This is a genomic window from bacterium SCSIO 12696, assembly GCA_024397955.1.
GTDB lineage: Bacteria > Pseudomonadota > Gammaproteobacteria > Pseudomonadales > Porticoccaceae > SCSIO-12696.
On record CP073744.1, the window covers coordinates 2,866,315 to 2,885,165 of the forward strand.

Below are 18,851 nucleotides of genomic sequence, written 5' to 3' on the forward strand. Positions count from 1 at the left end.
AAGTAAGGTGAGAGTGAGCTTAAACAGCCACTTGAATCGATAGTGATATTGCCAATATAGGTGCTGCTGTCAATGATAAATTGACAAGAAATTAGAATAGTGTACATCGTTAGTCACTGCTGTTGGCTATATGGAGCTGGGTCTCGACGCGACCCTCATGTCAGCTGTCGATATAGCGCCGTTAATCAGGTTGCAGAGGCTATTTGCCACCGCCTCTTTGGGTTTGCAGTAAACGCATCCAAACAATTTTTGAAACGAGGCAGTTGTCACCTTATGCTTGGCCAATGCCGCGATAGGTGTAAGGCAAGTATTGAATACAGTTGATCACAGGAACAGAAAATGGTGCAGGAAAATCAATTTTCCAGGGTGCTGAATGGCCGAGATACGTTGACTTTGGCGTTTGGCGCAATGATCGGTTGGGGCTGGGTGGTACTGGCCGGCGACTGGGTTGAAACCGCAGGCACATTGGGTGCCGTTGTTGCGTTTGTTATTGGTGGTGCACTGGTGTGCCTGATTGCCTGCACCTATGCGGAGCTGGCTACGGCTATGCCCAAGGCCGGTGGTGAGCATGTGTACAGCCACCGGGCGTTAGGGAATTTTGGGTCTTTTATTTGTACCTGGACCATTATTCTCGGCTATGTTTCTGTATCAGCCTTTGAGGCGGTCGCACTGCCAACAGTGCTAGATCATATTTTTGATTTTGAGCATCTTGGGCACCTGTGGCAAATCGCCGGCTCGGACGTCTATTTTACGTGGGCGCTTATTGGCAGTTTGGGGGCGGTGTTGGTTACGGTGGTCAATATTTTTGGTGTAAAACCGGCGGCGTTTTTACAAACGGTTCTGGTAACGCTGCTGATTGCTGGCGGGCTAATGCTGATGACCGGATCCGTGGTGGGCGGTAACACTGAAAACCTGACACCGCTATTTGCCGATGGTTTTGCCGGGGTGAGTGCGGTCATTATTATGGTGCCCTTCATGCTGGTGGGCTTTGATGTGATACCTCAAGCGGCGGAAGAAATTAATCTGCCGTTCAAGAAGATCGGCAAAACTCTGTTGGCGGCACTGGCGTTGGCGGTTGCCTGGTATGTTTTGATTATTCTCAGTGTCAGCCTGGCGTTGCCGGCTGAGCAAATAGCCAATGCTGAACTGGTCACCGCTGCAGCCAGCGAGGCGGGCTGGAACAGCAAGCTCGCGGGTACCTTTCTGGTGATTGCCGGTGTTGGCGGAATTATTACCAGTTGGAACGCGTTTATGGTGGGCGGCAGCCGCGCTATTTTCGCCATGGCCAGAGCCAAACAGTTGCCCGGTTTTTTGGCGTACCTTCACCCAAAACACAATACTCCGGTTAACGCCATTTTGTTGATTGGTGTGCTTTCCGCGTTGGCACCATTACTGGGCAGTAAAGCACTGGTGTGGTTTGTGAATGCCGGTGGCCTGGGTATTGTGATTGCCTATGGCTTTGTGGCCCTGTCCTTTTTGGTGCTTAGGAAAAACGAGCCAGAGATGGAGCGCCCTTACAAGCTCAAGTATGGCAATACCGTGGGCTTTCTTGCGTTGGCAGCAGCGGTTGGGCTGGTTGCTCTGTACTTGCCAGGCAGCCCTTCGGCATTGGTCTGGCCCTGGGAGTGGCTGATATTTATTGGCTGGAGCCTGCTGGGCTTTGTCTTTTACACGATGACCAAACGCTAGTGGATAGGGCAGGGTTAAGTGATTTCGTCTAGTATCACGGGACCTTTATGGTTTGTGCCTAGTTTATCCCCTTCGTTGTAAATGGGGCAGCTTTTCATCGACAGGCAGCCGCAGCCAATGCAGCCGGTAATCAGGTCGCGCAACCGCTCCAGATAGGCGATGCGATTGTTTAAATCTTCTCGCCATTCTTTTGACAGCTTTTTCCAGTCGCTGGCGGTCGGGGTGCGACTGTCGGGAAGGCTGTCAAAGGTTTGCTTGATCCCCTCCAGAGTAAAGCCTACCTTTTGTGCCGCCTTGATCAAGGATACCCTCCTTACCACATCCGCTTTATAGCGACGCTGGTTACCGCTATTTCGATAACTTTGGATTAGCCCTTTTTGTTCGTAAAAATGCAGGGCGCTGACTTTCACCCCGCAACGTTTGGCGACTTTGCCCACGGTCCAGTTACTGTCGTTCATAACGGTTATTTCACCATAAAGATTCCCAATCAAAACCATAGTCAAAAATCCTCTTTACCTCAAGTTAGGTTGAGGTTTTATAGTGGCCTCACTTTATCAACGACCACGGAGGAGAGAGCAATGATTCGTATAGAACATATTAACTTGGTGATCAAAAACCTGGATCAATCCATGGCGTTTTACAAAGCGGCTTTTCCCCATTGGGGCGTGCGCACTCAGGGTGGCGGCGAATGGTACGGAAAGCCCCGTAAGTGGGTGCATTTTGGTGACGATTATCAATACCTGGCGTTGAATGAATTTGGCGAGGGAGAGAACCGCAATCTGCAGGGTCATCAGGTGGGTTTGGCGCATTTTGCGTTTGAAACCAACGACCTGGATGCCCTTATTAAACGCATGAAAAACGCGGGCTTTGATGTGGATAAAGACGGCTCTGATGAGCCATACCGCAAAAACATCTACTATATTGACCCCGATGGTTTTGAAGTAGAGTTTGTGGAATATTTGAGCGACCTACCTGCCGAGCGTAATTTGAGCACAGAGGAAGAATAATGAGAGTTTTAGCGTTTTCATCCAGTAACAGCAAGCAGTCTATTAACCGAGTTCTGGCGGCTTACACAGCCAATCTTGTACAGGGTGCAACCGTAGAAGTACTGGATATTCACGACTACGAACTGCCATTGTTTAGCCCGGAACGTGAGGCCGAATTAGGGCAACCGCAGTTGGCTCGGGACTTTCTCGACAAAATCGCCTCAGTAGATGCACTGGTTATCTCTCATGCCGAACACAACGGGTCGTATACTGCGGCTTACAAAAATTTGTTTGACTGGGCGTCCCGGGCAGAGCGCAAGGTGTTTCAGGGTAAACCCACTTTGCTGCTGGCCACTTCTCCGGGGCCGGGTGGCGCAAAAAACGTTTTGGCATTGGCGGAATCGTCAGCTCCCCATTTTGGTGCTGAGGTAGTGGCAGCCGTTTCAGTGCCAAAATTTCAGGATAATTTTGATGCAGAGGCAAATGAAATCACCAACCCGGAAATCAACGCTCAGTTGTTGGCGGCGGTAGAGAAGCTGAACTCTTAACCTGGCAAATTGCGTGAAGTTTCTTGATTTTACTGTGCTCGTGCCGACTTTGTCGGGGTCGGCACATCCATATGCCGGGTTATTAACACTTCATACATTCTATTGCCGCGTTAATAAGTAATCTGGAATTGTTGGATTAGTGGCCTGCGGCGTTCTAAACTGACATCTATGGTTAGCGGTTTATTGAGTAAACGTTTATTTTGGGGCGCTGCTTTTTGCTTGTTGTTAATATCTTGTGGCGGTGGCGGCGGTTCTTCTAACTCGCCGAGCTCTCCAGCGCCACCGCCGCCTACTCCACCACCTCCCGGTGGTGGCAATCCACCTCCGGTAGCGACAGCGGAATTTTCCTGGCCCTTGTGCGGGCGCATTTCCGAAAACCCGCCAGCTGGGTGGATGGTAGGGGATGATTGTCCCAGTGATCGACTGACGGCAGCATTTGATGACTCTCCCATGTCCAGCACTTTTGGCCCTCGCCAGCTGGCCAGCCAGGGGTTGCGCTACGATTTTCATCGTGGCATTGATTTGCCAACGGATCAAAATACACCGCTTTTCGCCATTGCTGCTGGTGAGGTGATTAAAGCTGGTGCCGATCCCGCTTTTGCGGACAGTGTGATTCAGGTTCGTCACTACGATCCAGACACGGATGATTGCGATGCTATTAAGTGCATCAGCAGTGTCTACCTGCATGTGAATAGCCCTGTAGTAAGTATTGGTGAGCAGGTGGTTCAGGGTCAGATGTTGGGTTACAGCGGAGCCAGTGCCAGCGGTTTTGCGCATCTGCATTTTGAAATTCGCCAGGCACCGGGCAATCACGATATCCGCAGTAATTGGCAGCGCGATTGTCGCCATCCATTGGCGTTTTTGGAGTACGACGATACCGGTGCAGCCAATATGTTGGTGACTATTGAATCGGTAGACAGTGCCAATCCGCTGCTTCCGGTTGTGACGGTCAGTGTTGAGCAAACCAACGGCGTGGAGTTGGATGTCAATAGGCTGGAAGTGGAAGTGCGCGAGAACCAATCCGGCGGCGGTTCTGTACTGGTGGCTCAGGCCCAACATCAGCCGCAAGGCAATACGCCGGAAAGTGTTCCTTACCAGGTCAATCCCCCGTTCTTTGATACCCAGCTTTTCAATCGTCAGTACACGTACAAAGACAGTTCGTTATTTCCCTGGTCAGTGTTTCAGACTGGCGGTTTGCACCAAAGTCCATTTCATCTTTTGCTGCCTGCGTCTTACGACCCCCATGTACACCTGGATGCCCAATTGCCCAGTGATTCGCAGATTGGCTTTTTCAATGGTTTGACCATTGCCCCGCAACGCTTTACATCGACGTCCTCTGAGTATCGTTTGGAAGTTACGTTTAATGAGCTGACTGGTGTTATGAACGCGGCGGACTTGTGCGTGCGCGCACGAGCTGTAGATGCTTTGGGAAATGCCACCGATTGGGTAGATAGCGGCTGTCAATAAGGTCGAGCTACGTGTCTTCGTGATTGGTCCACTTCCAACGACCACATTCGGTGGGGCCAGTCCAGCCAGATCTCAGAGGAAATTGCCCCTTAACCCGGTCCCGGAAGTAGTTTTGAAGAGTGACCTTTACGGACGTAAAGGCAATGTCGTGCCAAGGCACTTCGTGTTCGCGGAATAAGGCCACTTCCAGGCTTTCCGGGCTGATGTCAAAATCTGGCTTGGGTAGCTGAGCCAGAAAAAACAGATGTACTTGATTGACTCCCGGAATGCTGGTCATGGTGTATAGCTGGCCAATCTCTACTTTTGCTCGAGCTTCTTCCCAGCATTCTCTGGCAGCGCCCTGTTCGGTGGTTTCCCCGTTTTCCATAAAGCCTGCAGGCAGCGTCCACTTATTTGCCTGGGGCTCTATGGCGCGTTTGCACAGCAGTACCCGCTGTTCGTTGCCATCGTCGTAAACGGGTAGGCAGCCGCTGATAATCAACGGATTTTGATAGTGAATGGTGTCGCAACTGTCGCAAACATGACGTTCATGATCGTCACCTTCGGGAATGGTGAGCCTAACCGGTTGTCCACAGTTACTGCAGTAGTTCATAGTAGCCCGGCCTGTATTCAGTTAAACGAGTATTGGTCGACAGTATACAAGAGCTTATAAATTCAATGGATCCCATGCTGACTACCATTACACAAAATTTAAGACAATTGCCGGTGCAAGCTGCACAACCAGAAGGTGGTGATGAGCGTGAGGCGGCAGTATTACTGGCGTTAACTGAAGAGCCAAGTTCTCAATTGATACTGACTCGCCGAGCGCGCCATCTCAACGACCACGCTGGCGAAGTGGCGCTGCCCGGTGGTATGTGGGAGCCGCAGGATGGCAGTTTGCTGGATACGGCCCTGCGAGAGAGCCACGAAGAAATTGGTTTGCCGCCAAACGACGTAAAGTTGTTCGCTACCTTGCCGCCAAGGGATACTCGTCTCGGGGTCAGGGTGACACCCTTTGTAGGCCGCATCGCCGCAGATGCAAAACTAATCCCTGAACTGGCGGAGTTGGACGCTATCTTCCGTGTGCCATTGGAGTATTTGTTGGATACTAACAACCTGACTCGTGCGACGTTTGATATCAACGGCAAAGACTACTCGTTGCCCTGTTATCAGTATCAGGAGTACACCATCTGGGGGTTTACCCTGGCGTTGTTGGTAGAGTTTCTCAATTGTTCACTTCACGCCGGTATCCGGTTAAAGTACCCGGCCATTAAAAACTTCCCCCAAACTTGGCCAGAACATTCATCATGAGTAACGACGAAAAACCCATTAACTCCCCCTGCATCTCTATCTGTGCTTTGGACGACGATGATGTTTGTGTGGGCTGCTATCGTACTGCCGATGAAATTCGTGGCTGGATGGCGATGGATAATGTCGAGCGCAAAGAGGTGTTGAAGAAGAGCATGTTGCGATCGCGCCAAGCCAATCCTTTCGCCTAAGAAAGCAGGCGAGACTCGGAAGATGTGAGACGTTAAAGTCCGGACAACAAAAAAGGCGGCTAATGCCGCCTTTTTTGTCTCTAATACTACGAGAACATCAGTTCGCCATATCTTTGAGTTTCTTCAGTGCCAGCACTTTTACGGCAGTGCTGGCTGGGCGAGCGGCAAAGGTCGTCTCTTCACCGGTGAACGGGTTAATGCCTTTACGCGCTTTGCGGGCGGGCTTTTTAACCGTCTTGATTTTCAGCAGGCCGGGCAGGGCAAATTCGCCCACAGCACGCTTCTTGATGTGACGTTCAATCACCACGCCCAGCTCGTCCAGTACTGCGCCAACCTCTTTTTTGCTCAGGCCGGTGTTGTCAGCGATTTCGGTAAGAATTTGGGTTTTGGTGTAGCGGGTTTTAACGGCGGTTACCTTGCGGGCAGGTGCTGCGGCTTTGGCGGGAGCCTTTTTCGCAGCAGGTTTTTTAGCAGGGGCTTTCTTTGCAGGGGCTTTTTTGGCGGCCATCTCACTATCCTTTATTCGTTGTTGGTGTTGAGTTTGGTGCAGACTCTGTGGCACATCGCAACACATGCAGGGGTTAGAGCGGGGGTGAACCATAAACGCTTTTAAGTACACTCACAGTTCGTGTTGCAGCCGAGCCTATATATAAAGCATCGTTAAGGTGCAGGCAACCGTAAAGCGCTTAAAAATAGGGGTTTTTGTCAGTTTTTTGTGATCGCTATTGTTTTTCCGGGTTCGCTTTTTTGCGGCGGTGCATGTCGCTGGGCCCTAGGGTATAATGCCCGGCTTTTTGCATGGCCAGTTGGTCTGCTCACTATCACTTTATTCAGAGAATAGCGGGAATCGATTATGCGCACCGGTTATTGTGGCGCCCTCAACAAAACCAATATTGACGAAGTAGTCACCTTGTGTGGCTGGGTGGATCGCCGTCGTGACCACGGTGGCGTGATTTTTATTGACCTGCGGGACCGCGAAGGCGTGGCCCAGGTGGTGTTCGACCCGGATTGTGGTGAGCACTTTACCACTGCTGAACGCCTGCGCAGCGAGTACGTGATTCGTGTGACCGGTAAGGTACGTGCTCGCGATGCCGCTGCCGTAAACACCAATATGAAAACCGGCGAGATCGAAGTATTCGCCAGCGAGCTGAGCATTCTCAACAGCTCGGAAACGCCTCCGTTTCCCTTGGACGAGCACCATAAGGTGGGTGAGGACGTGCGTCTGAAGTACCGTTACCTGGATTTGCGTCGCCCGGAGATGCTGGGCAACCTCAAGTTCCGCTCTGACGTCACCACCGCCATCCGCAGCCACTTGGCTGACCGCGGTTTTATGGATGTGGAAACCCCCATGCTCACCCGCGCCACTCCGGAAGGTGCCCGTGACTACCTGGTGCCCAGCCGCACCCACGAGCATAAGTTCTTTGCTCTGCCGCAGTCGCCGCAGCTGTTTAAGCAACTGTTGATGATGTCTGGTGTGGATCGCTACTACCAGATCGTCAAATGCTTCCGCGATGAAGACCTGCGCGCCGACCGCCAGCCAGAGTTTACCCAGATCGATATGGAATTCGCCTTCGTTGAAGAAGACGACATTATGGGCCTCAGCGAAGACATGGTTCGCAGCGTGTTCCGCGATGTTAAAGACATTGAACTGGGTGACTTCCCACGCATGCCCTACAGCGAGGCCATGGAAAAGTACGGCTCCGACAAGCCGGACCTGCGCATTCCCCTGGAGCTGGTGGAAATCAAAGACCTGGTTAAAGACGTCGACTTTAAAGTGTTCTCTGGCCCGGCCAATGATCCGAAAGGTCGCGTGGCGGCTCTTAAGGTACCCAAGGGTGGCGAGCAGTTGGCCCGTAAAAAGGTGGATGCCTATGGCAAATTTGTCAGCACCTATGGTGCCAAAGGCCTGGCCTGGATCAAAGTCAACGACCGCGACGATCTGGAAAACGGTTTACAGTCGCCCATCGTTAAACACTTGGGGGTAGAGAACTGCGAACCAATCCTTGAGCGCCTGGGTGCCGAGTCCGGCGATATTATTTTCTTTGGTGCAGATAAAGCCAACATCGTGTCCGATGCACTGGGCGCACTGCGCTGCAAGTTGGGTGAAGACCTGAATCTGTATACCCGCGAATGGGCACCCCTGTGGGTGGTGGACTTCCCCATGTTTGAAGAACTGGATGGTGGTGCCTTAACGCCATTGCACCACCCATTCACTCAAGCGTCCTGTTCGCTGGAAGAACTGAAGGCCAACCCGGCGGAAGCGCTGTCCCGCGCCTACGATATGGTGTTGAACGGTACCGAACTGGGCGGTGGCTCCATTCGTATTTATGACCCGCAGATGCAGTCTGAAGTGCTGAGCATTCTGGGTATCAGCGAAGAGCAGGCCCGAGAGAAATTTGGCTTCTTGCTTGACGCTCTCAACTACGGCTGTCCGCCCCACGGCGGTATCGCCTTTGGTCTCGACCGTTTGATTATGTTGATGGTGGGTGCTGATTCCATTCGCGATGTTATCGCCTTCCCGAAAACCCAGACTGCCCACTGCGCCATGACCGACGCACCGGGCTTGGTGGAAAATACTCAGTTGCGGGAACTTAATATTCGCCTTCGTGAGAAGGTAACTGAAGCATAACCGGAGGTTTTGACAATGGCAGGTCACAGTAAATGGGCCAATATCAAACACCGCAAGGCGGCTCAGGATGCCAAGCGGGGCAAGGTATTTACCAAAATTATTCGCGAGCTGGTGGTTGCCGCCAAAGCCGGTGGCCCCAACCCGGAAGATAACCCCAGCCTGCGCGCCTGTGTTGACAAGGCGCTGGGCGCCAACATGAAACGAGACACCATCGACAAAGCCATCGCTCGCGGTGCTGGCACCGGTGATGGTGATGATTACGAAGCGGCCACCTACGAAGGTTACGGGGTTGGTGGCGTAGCGGTGTTGGTGGAATGCCTGACCGATAACCGCAATCGCACCGTGGCGGAAGTGCGCCATGCGTTTAGTAAGCGCGGTGGCAACCTCGGCACCGACGGTTCGGTGGCTTACCTGTTCTCTAAAATCGGTCAGCTCAGCTATGGCGAAGGTGCTGATGAAGACCAGATTATGGAATTGGCCCTGGAGGCCGGTGCTGACGATGTGGTTGCCAACGACGATGGCTCCATCGATGTGGTCACCGCCTGGGAAGACTTTCTGTCGGTAAAAGATGCCATGGTCGCCGCCGGCCTGACGCCAGAGCATGCGGAAGTCACCATGCAGCCTTCCACCAGTGTTGAGCTGGACAAGTCTGGTGCGGAAAAGGTGATGGGCCTGGTGGATATGCTGGAAGATTTGGACGATGTCCAAAACGTCTATACCAACGCGGATATTCCGGAATCGGTATTGGCGGAAATGGAGTAAGAGCCTTGCTTGGCATGGCTAGCGTTGAAACATTTAACCAAAGACTTTTAAAAAGGTAACAACATGAAAACCATCAAGAAAACTGCTGATTACACTATCTTCCAAAAGCGCAATGAGCGCTACGCCGTAAAAGGCGCCGACAGCAAGTGGATCAATGGTGAAGAGAAAGCCAAAATCCTGTTGGCGGAAGAGCTGATCAAACTGTCTGTTGCCGCTCCTGCGGAAGAGCCAGTAGAAGAGGTAGCAGAAGAAGCAACTGAAGAAGCTGTTGCTGAAGAAGAGGCTACTGAAGAGGACGCGAAAGAGTAATTTTCTCTTCGATGTTTAAAGCGGGCAGCCAACGGCTGCCCGTTTTCGTTCTGGATACCGTTAAGGTATCCTCGTCTCTCGTTTCCTGTCTCCCATTTCTCACGTTATGACCCGTATTCTCGGTATTGACCCAGGTTCCCAACGCACCGGCTTCGGTGTGATTGATGTGGCGGGTTCTCGGGAAAGTTACGTCACTAGCGGTATTATCAAACTGCCACCACAGGCCAGCCTGCCGGAAAAATTAAAAATCATCTACGCCGGTGTCAGCGAAATTATTGCTGAGACTTCCCCAAATTTAATGGCGGTGGAAGAGGTGTTTTTTGCCAAAGATCCCCGCGCGGCGCTCAAGCTGGGTCAGGCCCGTGGCACCGCTATTGTGGCGGGTATGAATGCGGATATTCCTGTGGGTGAATACTCTGCCCGCACCGTGAAACAGGCGGTTGTGGGCACTGGCGCGGCTACCAAAGAGCAAGTGCAGGAAATGGTGGTGCGCCTGTTAAAACTCTCCGCCACCCCCAAAGAAGATGCCGCCGATGCGTTGGCGGTAGCCTTGTGCCACGCGCAAAGCAGCCGCACTCAGGCGAATATGGCGGGGGTAAGTCGGTATGCGCGGGGGAGGAATAGGTGACGGTGTGCTTATGCATAACCTCATCCTGAGGAGCCCTTTCATTTATGAAAAAGGGGCGACGTGAGGATCTCACGACTAGCCGCCCCTGAGATTCTCACGGTCACTGCGTTCCCTCAGAATGACAGTAGACAGTGCTGGCATTTGGTGGATTACGCTGCGCTAATCCACCCTACAGCGCCGCCGATTGTTTCCCATCCAGCAACTGCAAGCGCGCCTCAATGGCCCGCTCGATGCCCGCTGCGTCCAAACCCACTTGAGCTAACTGCTCGCTGTGGCTGGCGTGGTCAATATAGCTGTCTGGCAAGCCCAGATGTAACACTGGCATCACCACGCCGGACTGGGCCAAGTATTCGCTGACTGCCGCACCGGCACCGCCGTGGATGCTGTTTTCTTCCAGGGTCACCAGCAGATCGTGATCCATAGCCAGTTGTGCAACCAACTCTTCATCCAGCGGTTTCACAAAGCGCATATCAGCGACAGTGGCGTTGAGGTTGTCCGCCGCCTGCAAGCCGTGATGGAGCAGGGTGCCAAAATTGAGGATGGCCACTTTGCGGCCCTGGCGCTTGAGTTCACCGCGGCCAATGGGCAGAGCAGTCATTTGTTGCTGGATGGCAACACCGGGACCAGTGCCTCGAGGGTAACGTACTGCGGCCGGGCCTTTGTGAATAAAGCCGGTATACAGCAGTTGGCGGCACTGGTCTTCGTCAGACGGTGCCATCACCAGCATATTGGGTACGCAGCGCAGGTAGCTGAGATCAAAGCTGCCTGCGTGAGTAGCGCCGTCTTCGCCGACCAGTCCGGCGCGATCAATGCCAAAAGTCACATCCAGATTTTGCAGGGCCACATCGTGAATCAGCTGGTCGTAGGCACGCTGTAAAAAGCTGGAATAAATGGCCACTACGGGCTTCTGGCCTTCGCAGGCCATTCCGGCGGCCAGAGTAACCGCGTGCTGCTCGGCAATGGCGACATCGTGGTAACGATCTGCAAAGCGTTTTGAAAATTCCACCATGCCCGAGCCTTCGCACATGGCCGGGGTAATCCCCACCAATTTTTCGTCCTGCTCGGCCATATCGCAAAGCCAGTCGCCAAAAATGTCTTGGTACTTTTTCTTCGCGGGTTTGCGTGGTTGTGCTGGACTTTCAGTGGGCTCCAGCGCCGGGGTTGGCTCAATTTTACTGAGCGCGTGGTAACCCACCGGGTCATCTTCCGCTGGTGTAAACCCTTGGCCCTTGCAGGTAATGCAGTGCAGTAATACCGGCCCGGTCAAGTGTTGCAGATTTTCGATGGTGTGAATCAGCTGTGGCAGGTCGTGGCCATCAATAGGGCCGATGTAGGTAAAGCCCAGTTCTTCAAATAACGTGCCTGGAGCCACCATACCCTTCATGTGCTCTTCGGTGCGGCGCACAAACGCGGCCGCTGAGGGAATGGCTTTTAAGACTTTTTTGCCGCCTTCGCGAATGGTGTTGTAAAACCGGCTCGCCCATATCTTCGAGAAATAGGTAGCCAGCCCGCCCACATTGTGGGAGATGGACATATTGTTGTCGTTGAGCACTACCAGCATATCCGCGTCGGTATGGGCAGCGTGGTTCAGTGCTTCGAACGCCATGCCGGCGGTCATCGCGCCATCGCCAATTACCGCCACGGTGCGACGTTGCTCTTTAGCCATTTGCGCACCCAGAGCCATACCCAAGGCGGCGCTAATGGAGGTGCTGGAATGCCCTACACCAAAGGTGTCGTATTCACTTTCACTGCGTTTGGGGAAGCCGGATAGGCCACCTTTGTGGCGGATGCCATCCATTTGCTCGCGGCGGCCAGTAAGGATTTTGTGGGGGTAGGTTTGGTGGCCCACATCCCATACCAGGCGATCCACAGGGGTGTTGTAGGCATAGTGCAGGGCGATGGTCAGTTCCACCACACCCAGGCCCGCGCCGAAATGCCCGCCAGTACGGCCCACAGTAAACATTAGATAGGCGCGCAGCTCGTCCGCCAGTTGCAGCAGCTGCTCTTCGCTGAAATTGCGTAAATGCGCTGGCTCCCCACTGCTATCCAGCAGCGGGGTAGTGGGGCGGGTCAGAGGAATGTCGGTAAATTTCTTTGCCATTGCCGTGTTGGGGCACTCTTTCAAACAGGTCGGCAATATTACATTAATTTGACCAAGTTAGCCCCATTGGTTTGAGCAGGTTTGTGGGGATACTGTGGAGATTAAAGGGACGTTATACACAACGGCTATCGGGTTTACTTAAAACTCTCTGGATACAATGTAATCCGCAACGGCCCTTAATCCGTCTGCTTGATGATCAAAGTCTGCTAAGGCTTGCAAGCTGTTGTCACAGAGTTCTCTGGCTTTTTGCTTGGCGGCAGATACTCCCAGCAGGGAGGTGTACGTTGGTTTGTTGAGTGCCTGGTCGGCGCCTTGGGTTTTGCCCAGTGTTGCCGTGTTGCCTTCTACATCCAGAATATCGTCCTGCACCTGAAAGGCCAGGCCAATACAGCGGCTGTATTCCGCCAGAGCTGTAAGCTGTGCAGTAGTAGCGCCAGCGCTGGTAGCGCCCAATTGAATACTGGCGTCAATCAAGGCACCGGTTTTCAGGTTATGCATTTGCTGCAGCTGCTCCAGCGACAAGGTGTGGTCGACAGCGGCTAGATCGATGGCCTGGCCAGCTACCATACCGTGGGAGCCTGCGGCTCTAGCGAGTGTGGCCACCATCTGCAGTGCCTGCTGGGTAGAGGTTTCGGTGAGCTGAGTCAGTTGTTCGAACGCCAGTGCCTGCAGGGCATCACCTGCGAGGATGGCCGTGGCCTCGTCAAACTGAATATGGCAGGTGGGTTTGCCGCGGCGCAGTTCGTCGTCGTCCATGGCGGGCAGGTCGTCGTGAATCAGAGAGTAAGCATGTGTCAGCTCTACAGCGCAGGCGACTTTGTCCGTATCCGCGTTTATGCAGCCCACTGCCTGGGCAGCGCCGTAGGTCAGCATGGGACGAACTCGCTTGCCACCGTTGAGTACGCTGTAACGCATGGCTTTTGACAGGGCTTTGGCTTGTGGGTGCGCGACGACGGTGTCGGATAGTTGCCGATCAACCCTTTCTACAGCAAGGGACTGGAGCTGTTGTAACGCGGTGTTCATGTATCGCTGCTGCCTGGCTCGAAGGGCTTCTCGTCTAGTTCGCCTTGGTTGTTTTGCGTCAGTATGGAGACTTTTTGTTCGGCATCGCTCAATGCCTGTTGGCATTGGCGGGTGATTTGAATGCCTTTTTCAAAGGCTTTCAATGATTCCTCCAAAGACATGTCGCCACTTTCCATGTGGTTAACCAGAGCCTCCAGTTCGCTCAATTTTTGCTCAAAGTTAATGGATTTTTGTTTGCTGGATGATTTGCTGCTGGCCACGCTGAATTCCAAAATGACGAAAGCCTGCCACCCTAGCGGAGCGCACTTAATGGGTCAATCGGTCAGTGCTTGAAACCCTGGATCTGTTGATCTCAGTAGGGGTAGGAAAAAGATTACATAAAAAACAGATTTTTACCGATAGTATCCAGAGCCATGTATGGGCACACTGAGCGTGCTTTGGATGCATTTACCAAGGACGTACCCCCCACGGATGACATGGACGTATTGTAACGGTAACTCCACGGTTGGAGTTCTATACTGCTTTAAACCCCGGGTGTAACAACCCGGGGTTTTCTTTATGTCGGCAGTCTTTATGTTGACAGCACTCCCGATGCAGGTATGCTTACAACATTGACTGGATACCAGTCATGGTTTGTTTTGTAGAGGAGGATGCACCTTCTACAGCGTCTATTGCGCACAACTCAGATGGCGTTGCCCATCTGCCAGTTATCGTCATCGGATGTGGTCGTCCGTTGCAAGCAGTCTCTTTCGCGCTTTTATAAAACCCCGCCCGGATACCCTGGCGGGGTTTTTTGTTGCCGTTCGTTTGTTTACAGGAGTGATATTGTGCAGCCGATGATCTTACGTTTGAACCTCGCTGGGCAGCCCATTGAATGGCTTGGCTGGCAGGACGCAGTTTGTATGTATTCTCGTGAGCTGGTGCTGTGGACCATGGGGGATACCGTACAGCGAGTACGCGGTGGATTTTCTCGTTTTACCGGTGAACGTACGATAGTAGAGCTGCCCAGTATCATGGCCTGTGGTGGTGAGCGTATGGCCCAACCACGAAAGTGCTATCCGCTAAGCAATCAGGCGCTGTTCGTGCGCGACTCTTATCTGTGTATGTATTGTGGGCGAGACTTTTCAGCCAATGAGTTGACCCGGGATCATATTCGCCCCACCTCCCGTGGTGGTGAAGATTGCTGGAACAACGTGGTGGCGGCATGTCGGCGCTGCAACCAACACAAAGCGGACTATTTGCTGGAAGAGATTGGCATGGAATTAATCGCGTTGCCCTATAGCCCCAATAACGCCGAGTACCTTGCGTTGATTAACAGCCGGCGAATCTTGGGCGATCAAATGGAGTTTTTACGGGGTCAATTTTCTAAAAATGCTCGGTGGTTATAAAGCTGCGGGCCGCGCGCTTCGGGCTGCGAGCAGATCGAGCGTACTTGTCATTCTGAGTGGCTCAGCGACGTGAGTATCTGGTAGCTCGTTCAGGACTCAAAAAGATTGTCATCCCCGCGCAGGCGGGGAACCATGTTTAGTCTGGCACTAAAGTTCGCAAATACCGAAGTATGTGGATTCCCGCTTTCGCGGGAATGACGACAACGGGAGTTTTACCTAACTGTGGCACAATGTGCTCGCAGCCCGTAGCTAGTAGCCCGCAGCGTTAGTTTTCAAATTCATAACACCGCTCAACCTTCACCACTTCTACCTTATATTTCTGGTACCACTGCTCCCGCCCCAGCCGTTGTGCATCCAGGTGTTCACTGTTCGCCTTCCAGGCTTTGATGGCAGCCAATGACTCCCAGTAGGAAACCGTAATTTCGGTATCGCCTTCAAAGGCACTGCTGATGCCGATAAAACCCGGTTGCTGCTCTGCCAAATGGCGCATGCGCTGGGCCGTTTGGCTGTAACTATCGCCCTTGCCTTGGGGGGTGGGTGTGGCCGTGAATATAACTGCGTAGGTCATGCTCGCAGGCTCTGGATAAAGGTGATGGCTATCAGTGTTGGGCAGAAGTAGCGAACGTACGCCGGCCACACCTTCCAAAACAGAGTTTGTTCTGCATTGGGCAGCCCCTGACGAATCTCCTCAAGTATTTTATGGCGATGCATGACCCAACCTGCAAATAAGCAGATGGCGATTCCCAGTAATGGTTGGCTGTAACGGGTGGTTAAGTGCACAACAAATAGGAACAGGGATTCAAAATTGAGGATAATCAATGTGCTTATGGCGAGGATGATCAGACCAATAATCCAGGTGGCAGTGCGGCGTTTCATGCTGTGAGCTTCTACGGCGTAGGAAACCGGTACTTCAAGCATGGAAATCGACGACGTTAACGCAGCAATCGACATCAACGTAAAAAATGCGAATGCCACAAACAGGCCAGCACTTCCCATGGTTTTAAACAGCGCTGGCAGGGTTTGAAAAATCAGCGTGTCCTCCGAAATCAGTGCGCCTGCCTCTGAGTAGATTTGCACACCATTGTGCTGAGCCACAAACATGGCGGGTAAAATCAACAGTCCAGCAAAAAAAGCGATACTGATATCTACCCCGGTGACAATAGCGCCGAGTTTGGGCAAATTCTCTTGTTTGCTGATGTAGGAACCATAGATCAGCATGGTGCCAACCCCCAGCGACAGCGAAAAGAACGCCTGCCCCAGTGCGCTGATCATTAATTGCGGGTCGGTAATGCGGGCAAAGTCGGGTACCAGGTAGTGTTTGAGGCCATCGATAGCGCCGTCTTGAAACAGCACATAAACGATGAGCAGCATCAAGATGATCAACAGCGACGGCATCAGCCGGCTGGACCACTTCTCAATGCCATTTTCCACCCCGGCGCTGATTACCCAGATGGTCAGCAGCGAAAACAGTCCGGCGAACAGCAGGTTTCGGGTTGTACCAAAGTCCGTCAACCAGCCCGCTAATTCCGCGAAGCCCATTGCGGTGGCAACTGGCTCAATGGTGTGTGAGATCATCCAGCCAGCGACAATGCTGTAAAAACTGAGAATCAGGCTGGCAACGATCAGTCCGCAGAACCCGGTGAGTTGGCCAAAGCGGCTTATCAGGCGGCTGGTAGCCACTTTCTGCAGCGCGCTAACCATATTGGATTTGGTGTGGCGGCCGATCACCAGCTCCGCCATCAATGCCGGATAAGCCAGGCAGAACGCCAACACTAAATACATGAGCAGGAAGGCACCACCGCCGTTGCTGGCAGTATTGGTTGGGAAACCCCACACATTGCCCAGCCCCACCGCTGAACCGGCCGCAGCCATAATAAAGCCAAAGCGTGATGAAAACTGGCCGCGAGTACTGCCCATGGTCTACCCTCATAGTTATAGTTTTGGCCTATGATAACGGCACTAAACCCACTGCCACAATTGAAAACGACTTTCAATCACATGGCACATTAAGGTAAAAAGAACACTGGTACGTCCATTTGGTCGACCGCCAGCAAAATAATGACCAATAACTAACCGATAAAAGAGTCTCCCATGAAAGCATCTGACCTGTTTGTAAAATGTCTGGAAGAAGAGGGTATCGAATACATTTTTGGTGTTCCCGGTGAGGAAAACGCCGACTTTATGATGTCCCTGGAAAAGAGCGACCAGATTCGCTTTATTCTGACCCGCCACGAACAGGGTGCGGCTTTTATGGCAGAAATTTACGGGCGACTTACCGGTGACCCGGCAGGTTGTTTGGGCACACTGGGTCCGGGGGCTACTAACCTGATTACCGGCGTCGCCGATTCCAATATGGACCGCGCGCCCATGTTAGTGCTGACAGGGCAGGGCGCATCGACCCGCCTGCACAAAGAATCCCACCAGGTGATGGACGTGGTCGGCATGTTTGAGCCAGTGACCAAGTGGGCCACGCAGGTGATTCACGCCGACAGTATTCCCGAGATTACCCGTAAGGCAGTGCGCCTGGCGCGTACCGAGAAGCCAGGTGCTGTGCACGTGGAACTGCCGGAAGATATTGCCAAGTGGGAGACTGACAAAAAGCCCCTGGCGGTGAAGAAGTTCCGCCGTTCAGTACCGGATGACAAAGCCGTCGACCGCGCCTTTGAAAAAATCAAAAACGCCAAACGCCCATTGATCGTTGCTGGTAACGGCTGTATCCGCCGCCGCGCCAGCAAGCAGCTGCGCATGCTCTGCGAAAAAACCGGTATCGGTGTGGTCAGCACGTTTATGGCCAAGGGCTGTGTGGACATGGACGAGGACTACTGCCTGTACACCATTGGCCTCGGTGCCAAGGATTTTGTCTCCTGTGCGGTGGATGCAGCCGATCTGGTGATTACCATTGGTTACGATATGGTGGAATACCACCCCAGCCTGTGGAACCCGGAAGGCAATAAAGAAATCGTGCATATCGACTTCCTGCCTGCGGAAATTGATGAAAACTACCACCCGGAAGTGGAAGTGGTCGGCGACCTGGCCCACGCTTTGTGGATGCTCAATGAACGTGTCGATGCCGCCGGTGGCCTGGAGTACGACCTCAGCCAGCAAAAAGCCGTGCGCCGGGATATGTGGGCTGAGTTTACTGCCCACAAAGACGACGATACCGAAAATTCAATTCGCCCACAGAAGGTTTTGTGGGATTGCCGCCAGGTGATGGGGCCGAATGACATTCTGCTTTCCGACGTGGGTGCCCACAAAATGTGGATTGCCCGTCACTACCAATGTCACGAACCCAATACCTGCCTGATTCCCAACGGCTTCTGCTCCATGGGCTTTGCGCTACCTGGTGCCATTGCCGCTTCATTGGTGCACCCTGACAAACGCATTCTGGCGATCTCTGGGGATGCCGGTTTTATGATGAATGTGCAGGAGATGGAAACCGCTCGCCGCCTCAACAGCAACTTGGTGGCCATGGTTTGGGAAGACAACGCTTACGGCCTTATCGCCTGGAAGCAGGACAACGAATTTGGCAAACACACTGAGCTGGATTTTGGCAACCCGGACTGGATTCAACTGGCCAATGCGTTTGGCTGGCACGGCCATTTTGTGTCCAACAGTCGCGATTTACAAAGCTCACTGGAGGCTGCTTTTAACGAGTCTGGCCCGAGCCTGGTGGTTGTTCCCATCGATTACCGTGAAAACAACATTCTGACTGAGCGTTTGGGGCAGGTGACCTGCTCTATTTAATCGCCATCAATATGTCGTCATTCTCGCTGTTGCGGGAGTGGCGACGGCTGCGTTCAGGATGACCGCTTGAACTCATTGGGGGCAATTGGGATTCCCCAC

General features: G+C 52.9%; 21 protein-coding genes. 12 read left to right on the forward strand and 9 right to left on the reverse strand.

The annotated features are described in order from the left end of the window. Positions 1 to 339: 339 nt before the first annotated feature. A complete protein-coding gene (locus KFE80_13210; protein ID UTW45296.1) occupies positions 340 to 1,689 on the forward strand; it encodes an amino acid permease in 1,350 nt (449 codons plus the stop codon). Positions 1,690 to 1,703: 14 nt separating this feature from the next. Here KFE80_13210 and soxR read toward each other — a convergent pair whose 3' ends face one another. After that, the gene (soxR, locus tag KFE80_13215; GenBank protein UTW45297.1) at positions 1,704 to 2,147 is read right to left on the reverse strand and encodes a redox-sensitive transcriptional activator SoxR; all 444 of its coding nucleotides are present in this window, start codon (positions 2,145 to 2,147) and stop codon (positions 1,704 to 1,706) included. A gap of 120 nt (positions 2,148 to 2,267) precedes the next feature. Here soxR and KFE80_13220 point away from each other — a divergent pair, with 120 nt between their 5' ends. After that, a complete protein-coding gene (locus KFE80_13220; protein UTW45298.1) occupies positions 2,268 to 2,696 on the forward strand; it encodes a VOC family protein in 429 nt (142 codons plus the stop codon). Further along, positions 2,696 to 3,223, forward strand: coding sequence for an NAD(P)H-dependent oxidoreductase (locus KFE80_13225; protein ID UTW45299.1), 528 nt, complete (start codon positions 2,696 to 2,698; stop codon positions 3,221 to 3,223). Before KFE80_13220 ends, KFE80_13225 begins: the two co-directional genes overlap by 1 nt. Positions 3,224 to 3,333: 110 nt before the next feature. On the opposite strand, the gene KFE80_13230 is transcribed toward KFE80_13225, so the two are convergent. After that, complete coding sequence (locus tag KFE80_13230) at positions 3,334 to 3,675, reverse strand: hypothetical protein (GenBank protein ID UTW45300.1); 342 nt, start codon at positions 3,673 to 3,675, stop codon at positions 3,334 to 3,336. Between KFE80_13230 and KFE80_13235 the strand changes: the two genes are divergently transcribed. After that, positions 3,674 to 4,690 (forward strand): M23 family metallopeptidase, encoded by a 1,017-nt coding sequence (locus tag KFE80_13235; protein UTW45301.1) that lies wholly within the window; start codon positions 3,674 to 3,676, stop codon positions 4,688 to 4,690. The two genes, KFE80_13230 and KFE80_13235, sit on opposite strands and share 2 nt — an antisense overlap. A gap of 7 nt (positions 4,691 to 4,697) precedes the next feature. Here KFE80_13235 and KFE80_13240 read toward each other — a convergent pair whose 3' ends face one another. Then, on the reverse strand, positions 4,698 to 5,282 hold the full coding sequence (locus KFE80_13240) for an NUDIX hydrolase (GenBank protein ID UTW45302.1): 585 nt from the start codon (positions 5,280 to 5,282) through the stop codon (positions 4,698 to 4,700). Positions 5,283 to 5,347: 65 nt separating this feature from the next. Here KFE80_13240 and KFE80_13245 point away from each other — a divergent pair, with 65 nt between their 5' ends. After that, positions 5,348 to 5,980 carry a CoA pyrophosphatase gene (locus tag KFE80_13245; protein ID UTW45303.1) on the forward strand — a complete coding sequence of 211 codons (633 nt, stop codon included), beginning with the start codon at positions 5,348 to 5,350 and terminating at the stop codon, positions 5,978 to 5,980. Then, positions 5,977 to 6,168: a DUF1289 domain-containing protein gene (locus KFE80_13250; GenBank protein UTW45304.1), complete on the forward strand. Its 192-nt coding sequence runs from the start codon at positions 5,977 to 5,979 to the stop codon at positions 6,166 to 6,168. Before KFE80_13245 ends, KFE80_13250 begins: the two co-directional genes overlap by 4 nt. Positions 6,169 to 6,265: 97 nt before the next feature. On the opposite strand, the gene KFE80_13255 is transcribed toward KFE80_13250, so the two are convergent. After that, positions 6,266 to 6,676: an HU family DNA-binding protein gene (locus tag KFE80_13255; protein ID UTW45305.1), complete on the reverse strand. Its 411-nt coding sequence runs from the start codon at positions 6,674 to 6,676 to the stop codon at positions 6,266 to 6,268. Positions 6,677 to 7,021: 345 nt separating this feature from the next. Between KFE80_13255 and aspS the strand changes: the two genes are divergently transcribed. The 4 genes from aspS to ruvC all read left to right on the forward strand — a co-directional run bounded on the left by aspS (position 7,022) and on the right by ruvC (position 10,496). Continuing rightward, entirely contained in the window at positions 7,022 to 8,797 is a 1,776-nt protein-coding gene (gene aspS / locus KFE80_13260) for an aspartate--tRNA ligase (protein UTW45306.1), read from the forward strand. A 15-nt stretch (positions 8,798 to 8,812) separates the two neighbouring features. After that, complete coding sequence (locus KFE80_13265; protein UTW45307.1) at positions 8,813 to 9,559, forward strand: YebC/PmpR family DNA-binding transcriptional regulator; 747 nt, start codon at positions 8,813 to 8,815, stop codon at positions 9,557 to 9,559. A gap of 63 nt (positions 9,560 to 9,622) precedes the next feature. Further along, complete coding sequence (locus KFE80_13270; protein ID UTW45308.1) at positions 9,623 to 9,868, forward strand: hypothetical protein; 246 nt, start codon at positions 9,623 to 9,625, stop codon at positions 9,866 to 9,868. 106 nt (positions 9,869 to 9,974) lie between these two features. Then, complete coding sequence (gene ruvC / locus KFE80_13275; protein ID UTW45309.1) at positions 9,975 to 10,496, forward strand: crossover junction endodeoxyribonuclease RuvC; 522 nt, start codon at positions 9,975 to 9,977, stop codon at positions 10,494 to 10,496. A 169-nt stretch (positions 10,497 to 10,665) separates the two neighbouring features. On the opposite strand, the gene dxs is transcribed toward ruvC, so the two are convergent. The 3 genes from dxs to KFE80_13290 all read right to left on the reverse strand — a co-directional run bounded on the left by dxs (position 10,666) and on the right by KFE80_13290 (position 13,880). Continuing rightward, positions 10,666 to 12,597, reverse strand: a complete 1,932-nt coding sequence (dxs, locus tag KFE80_13280; GenBank protein UTW45310.1) for a 1-deoxy-D-xylulose-5-phosphate synthase — start codon at positions 12,595 to 12,597, stop codon at positions 10,666 to 10,668. Between the two features lie 138 nt (positions 12,598 to 12,735). Next, a complete protein-coding gene (locus tag KFE80_13285; protein UTW45311.1) occupies positions 12,736 to 13,620 on the reverse strand; it encodes a polyprenyl synthetase family protein in 885 nt (294 codons plus the stop codon). Beyond that, positions 13,617 to 13,880, reverse strand: a complete 264-nt coding sequence (locus KFE80_13290; GenBank protein UTW45312.1) for an exodeoxyribonuclease VII small subunit — start codon at positions 13,878 to 13,880, stop codon at positions 13,617 to 13,619. The genes KFE80_13285 and KFE80_13290 overlap by 4 nt, the downstream gene beginning before the upstream one ends. Positions 13,881 to 14,447: 567 nt before the next feature. Between KFE80_13290 and KFE80_13295 the strand changes: the two genes are divergently transcribed. After that, positions 14,448 to 15,008: an HNH endonuclease gene (locus tag KFE80_13295; GenBank protein UTW45313.1), complete on the forward strand. Its 561-nt coding sequence runs from the start codon at positions 14,448 to 14,450 to the stop codon at positions 15,006 to 15,008. A gap of 265 nt (positions 15,009 to 15,273) precedes the next feature. Here the strand turns inward: KFE80_13295 and KFE80_13300 are convergent, their stop codons facing one another. Together KFE80_13300 and KFE80_13305 are read right to left on the reverse strand one after the other, a co-directional pair. Beyond that, entirely contained in the window at positions 15,274 to 15,576 is a 303-nt protein-coding gene (locus KFE80_13300; GenBank protein ID UTW45314.1) for an antibiotic biosynthesis monooxygenase, read from the reverse strand. Next, on the reverse strand, positions 15,573 to 16,925 hold the full coding sequence (locus KFE80_13305; GenBank protein UTW45315.1) for a sodium-dependent transporter: 1,353 nt from the start codon (positions 16,923 to 16,925) through the stop codon (positions 15,573 to 15,575). Before KFE80_13305 ends, KFE80_13300 begins: the two co-directional genes overlap by 4 nt. A gap of 174 nt (positions 16,926 to 17,099) precedes the next feature. Between KFE80_13305 and KFE80_13310 the strand changes: the two genes are divergently transcribed. After that, positions 17,100 to 18,752, forward strand: a complete 1,653-nt coding sequence (locus tag KFE80_13310; protein ID UTW45316.1) for an acetolactate synthase large subunit — start codon at positions 17,100 to 17,102, stop codon at positions 18,750 to 18,752. Positions 18,753 to 18,851: the final 99 nt, after the last annotated feature.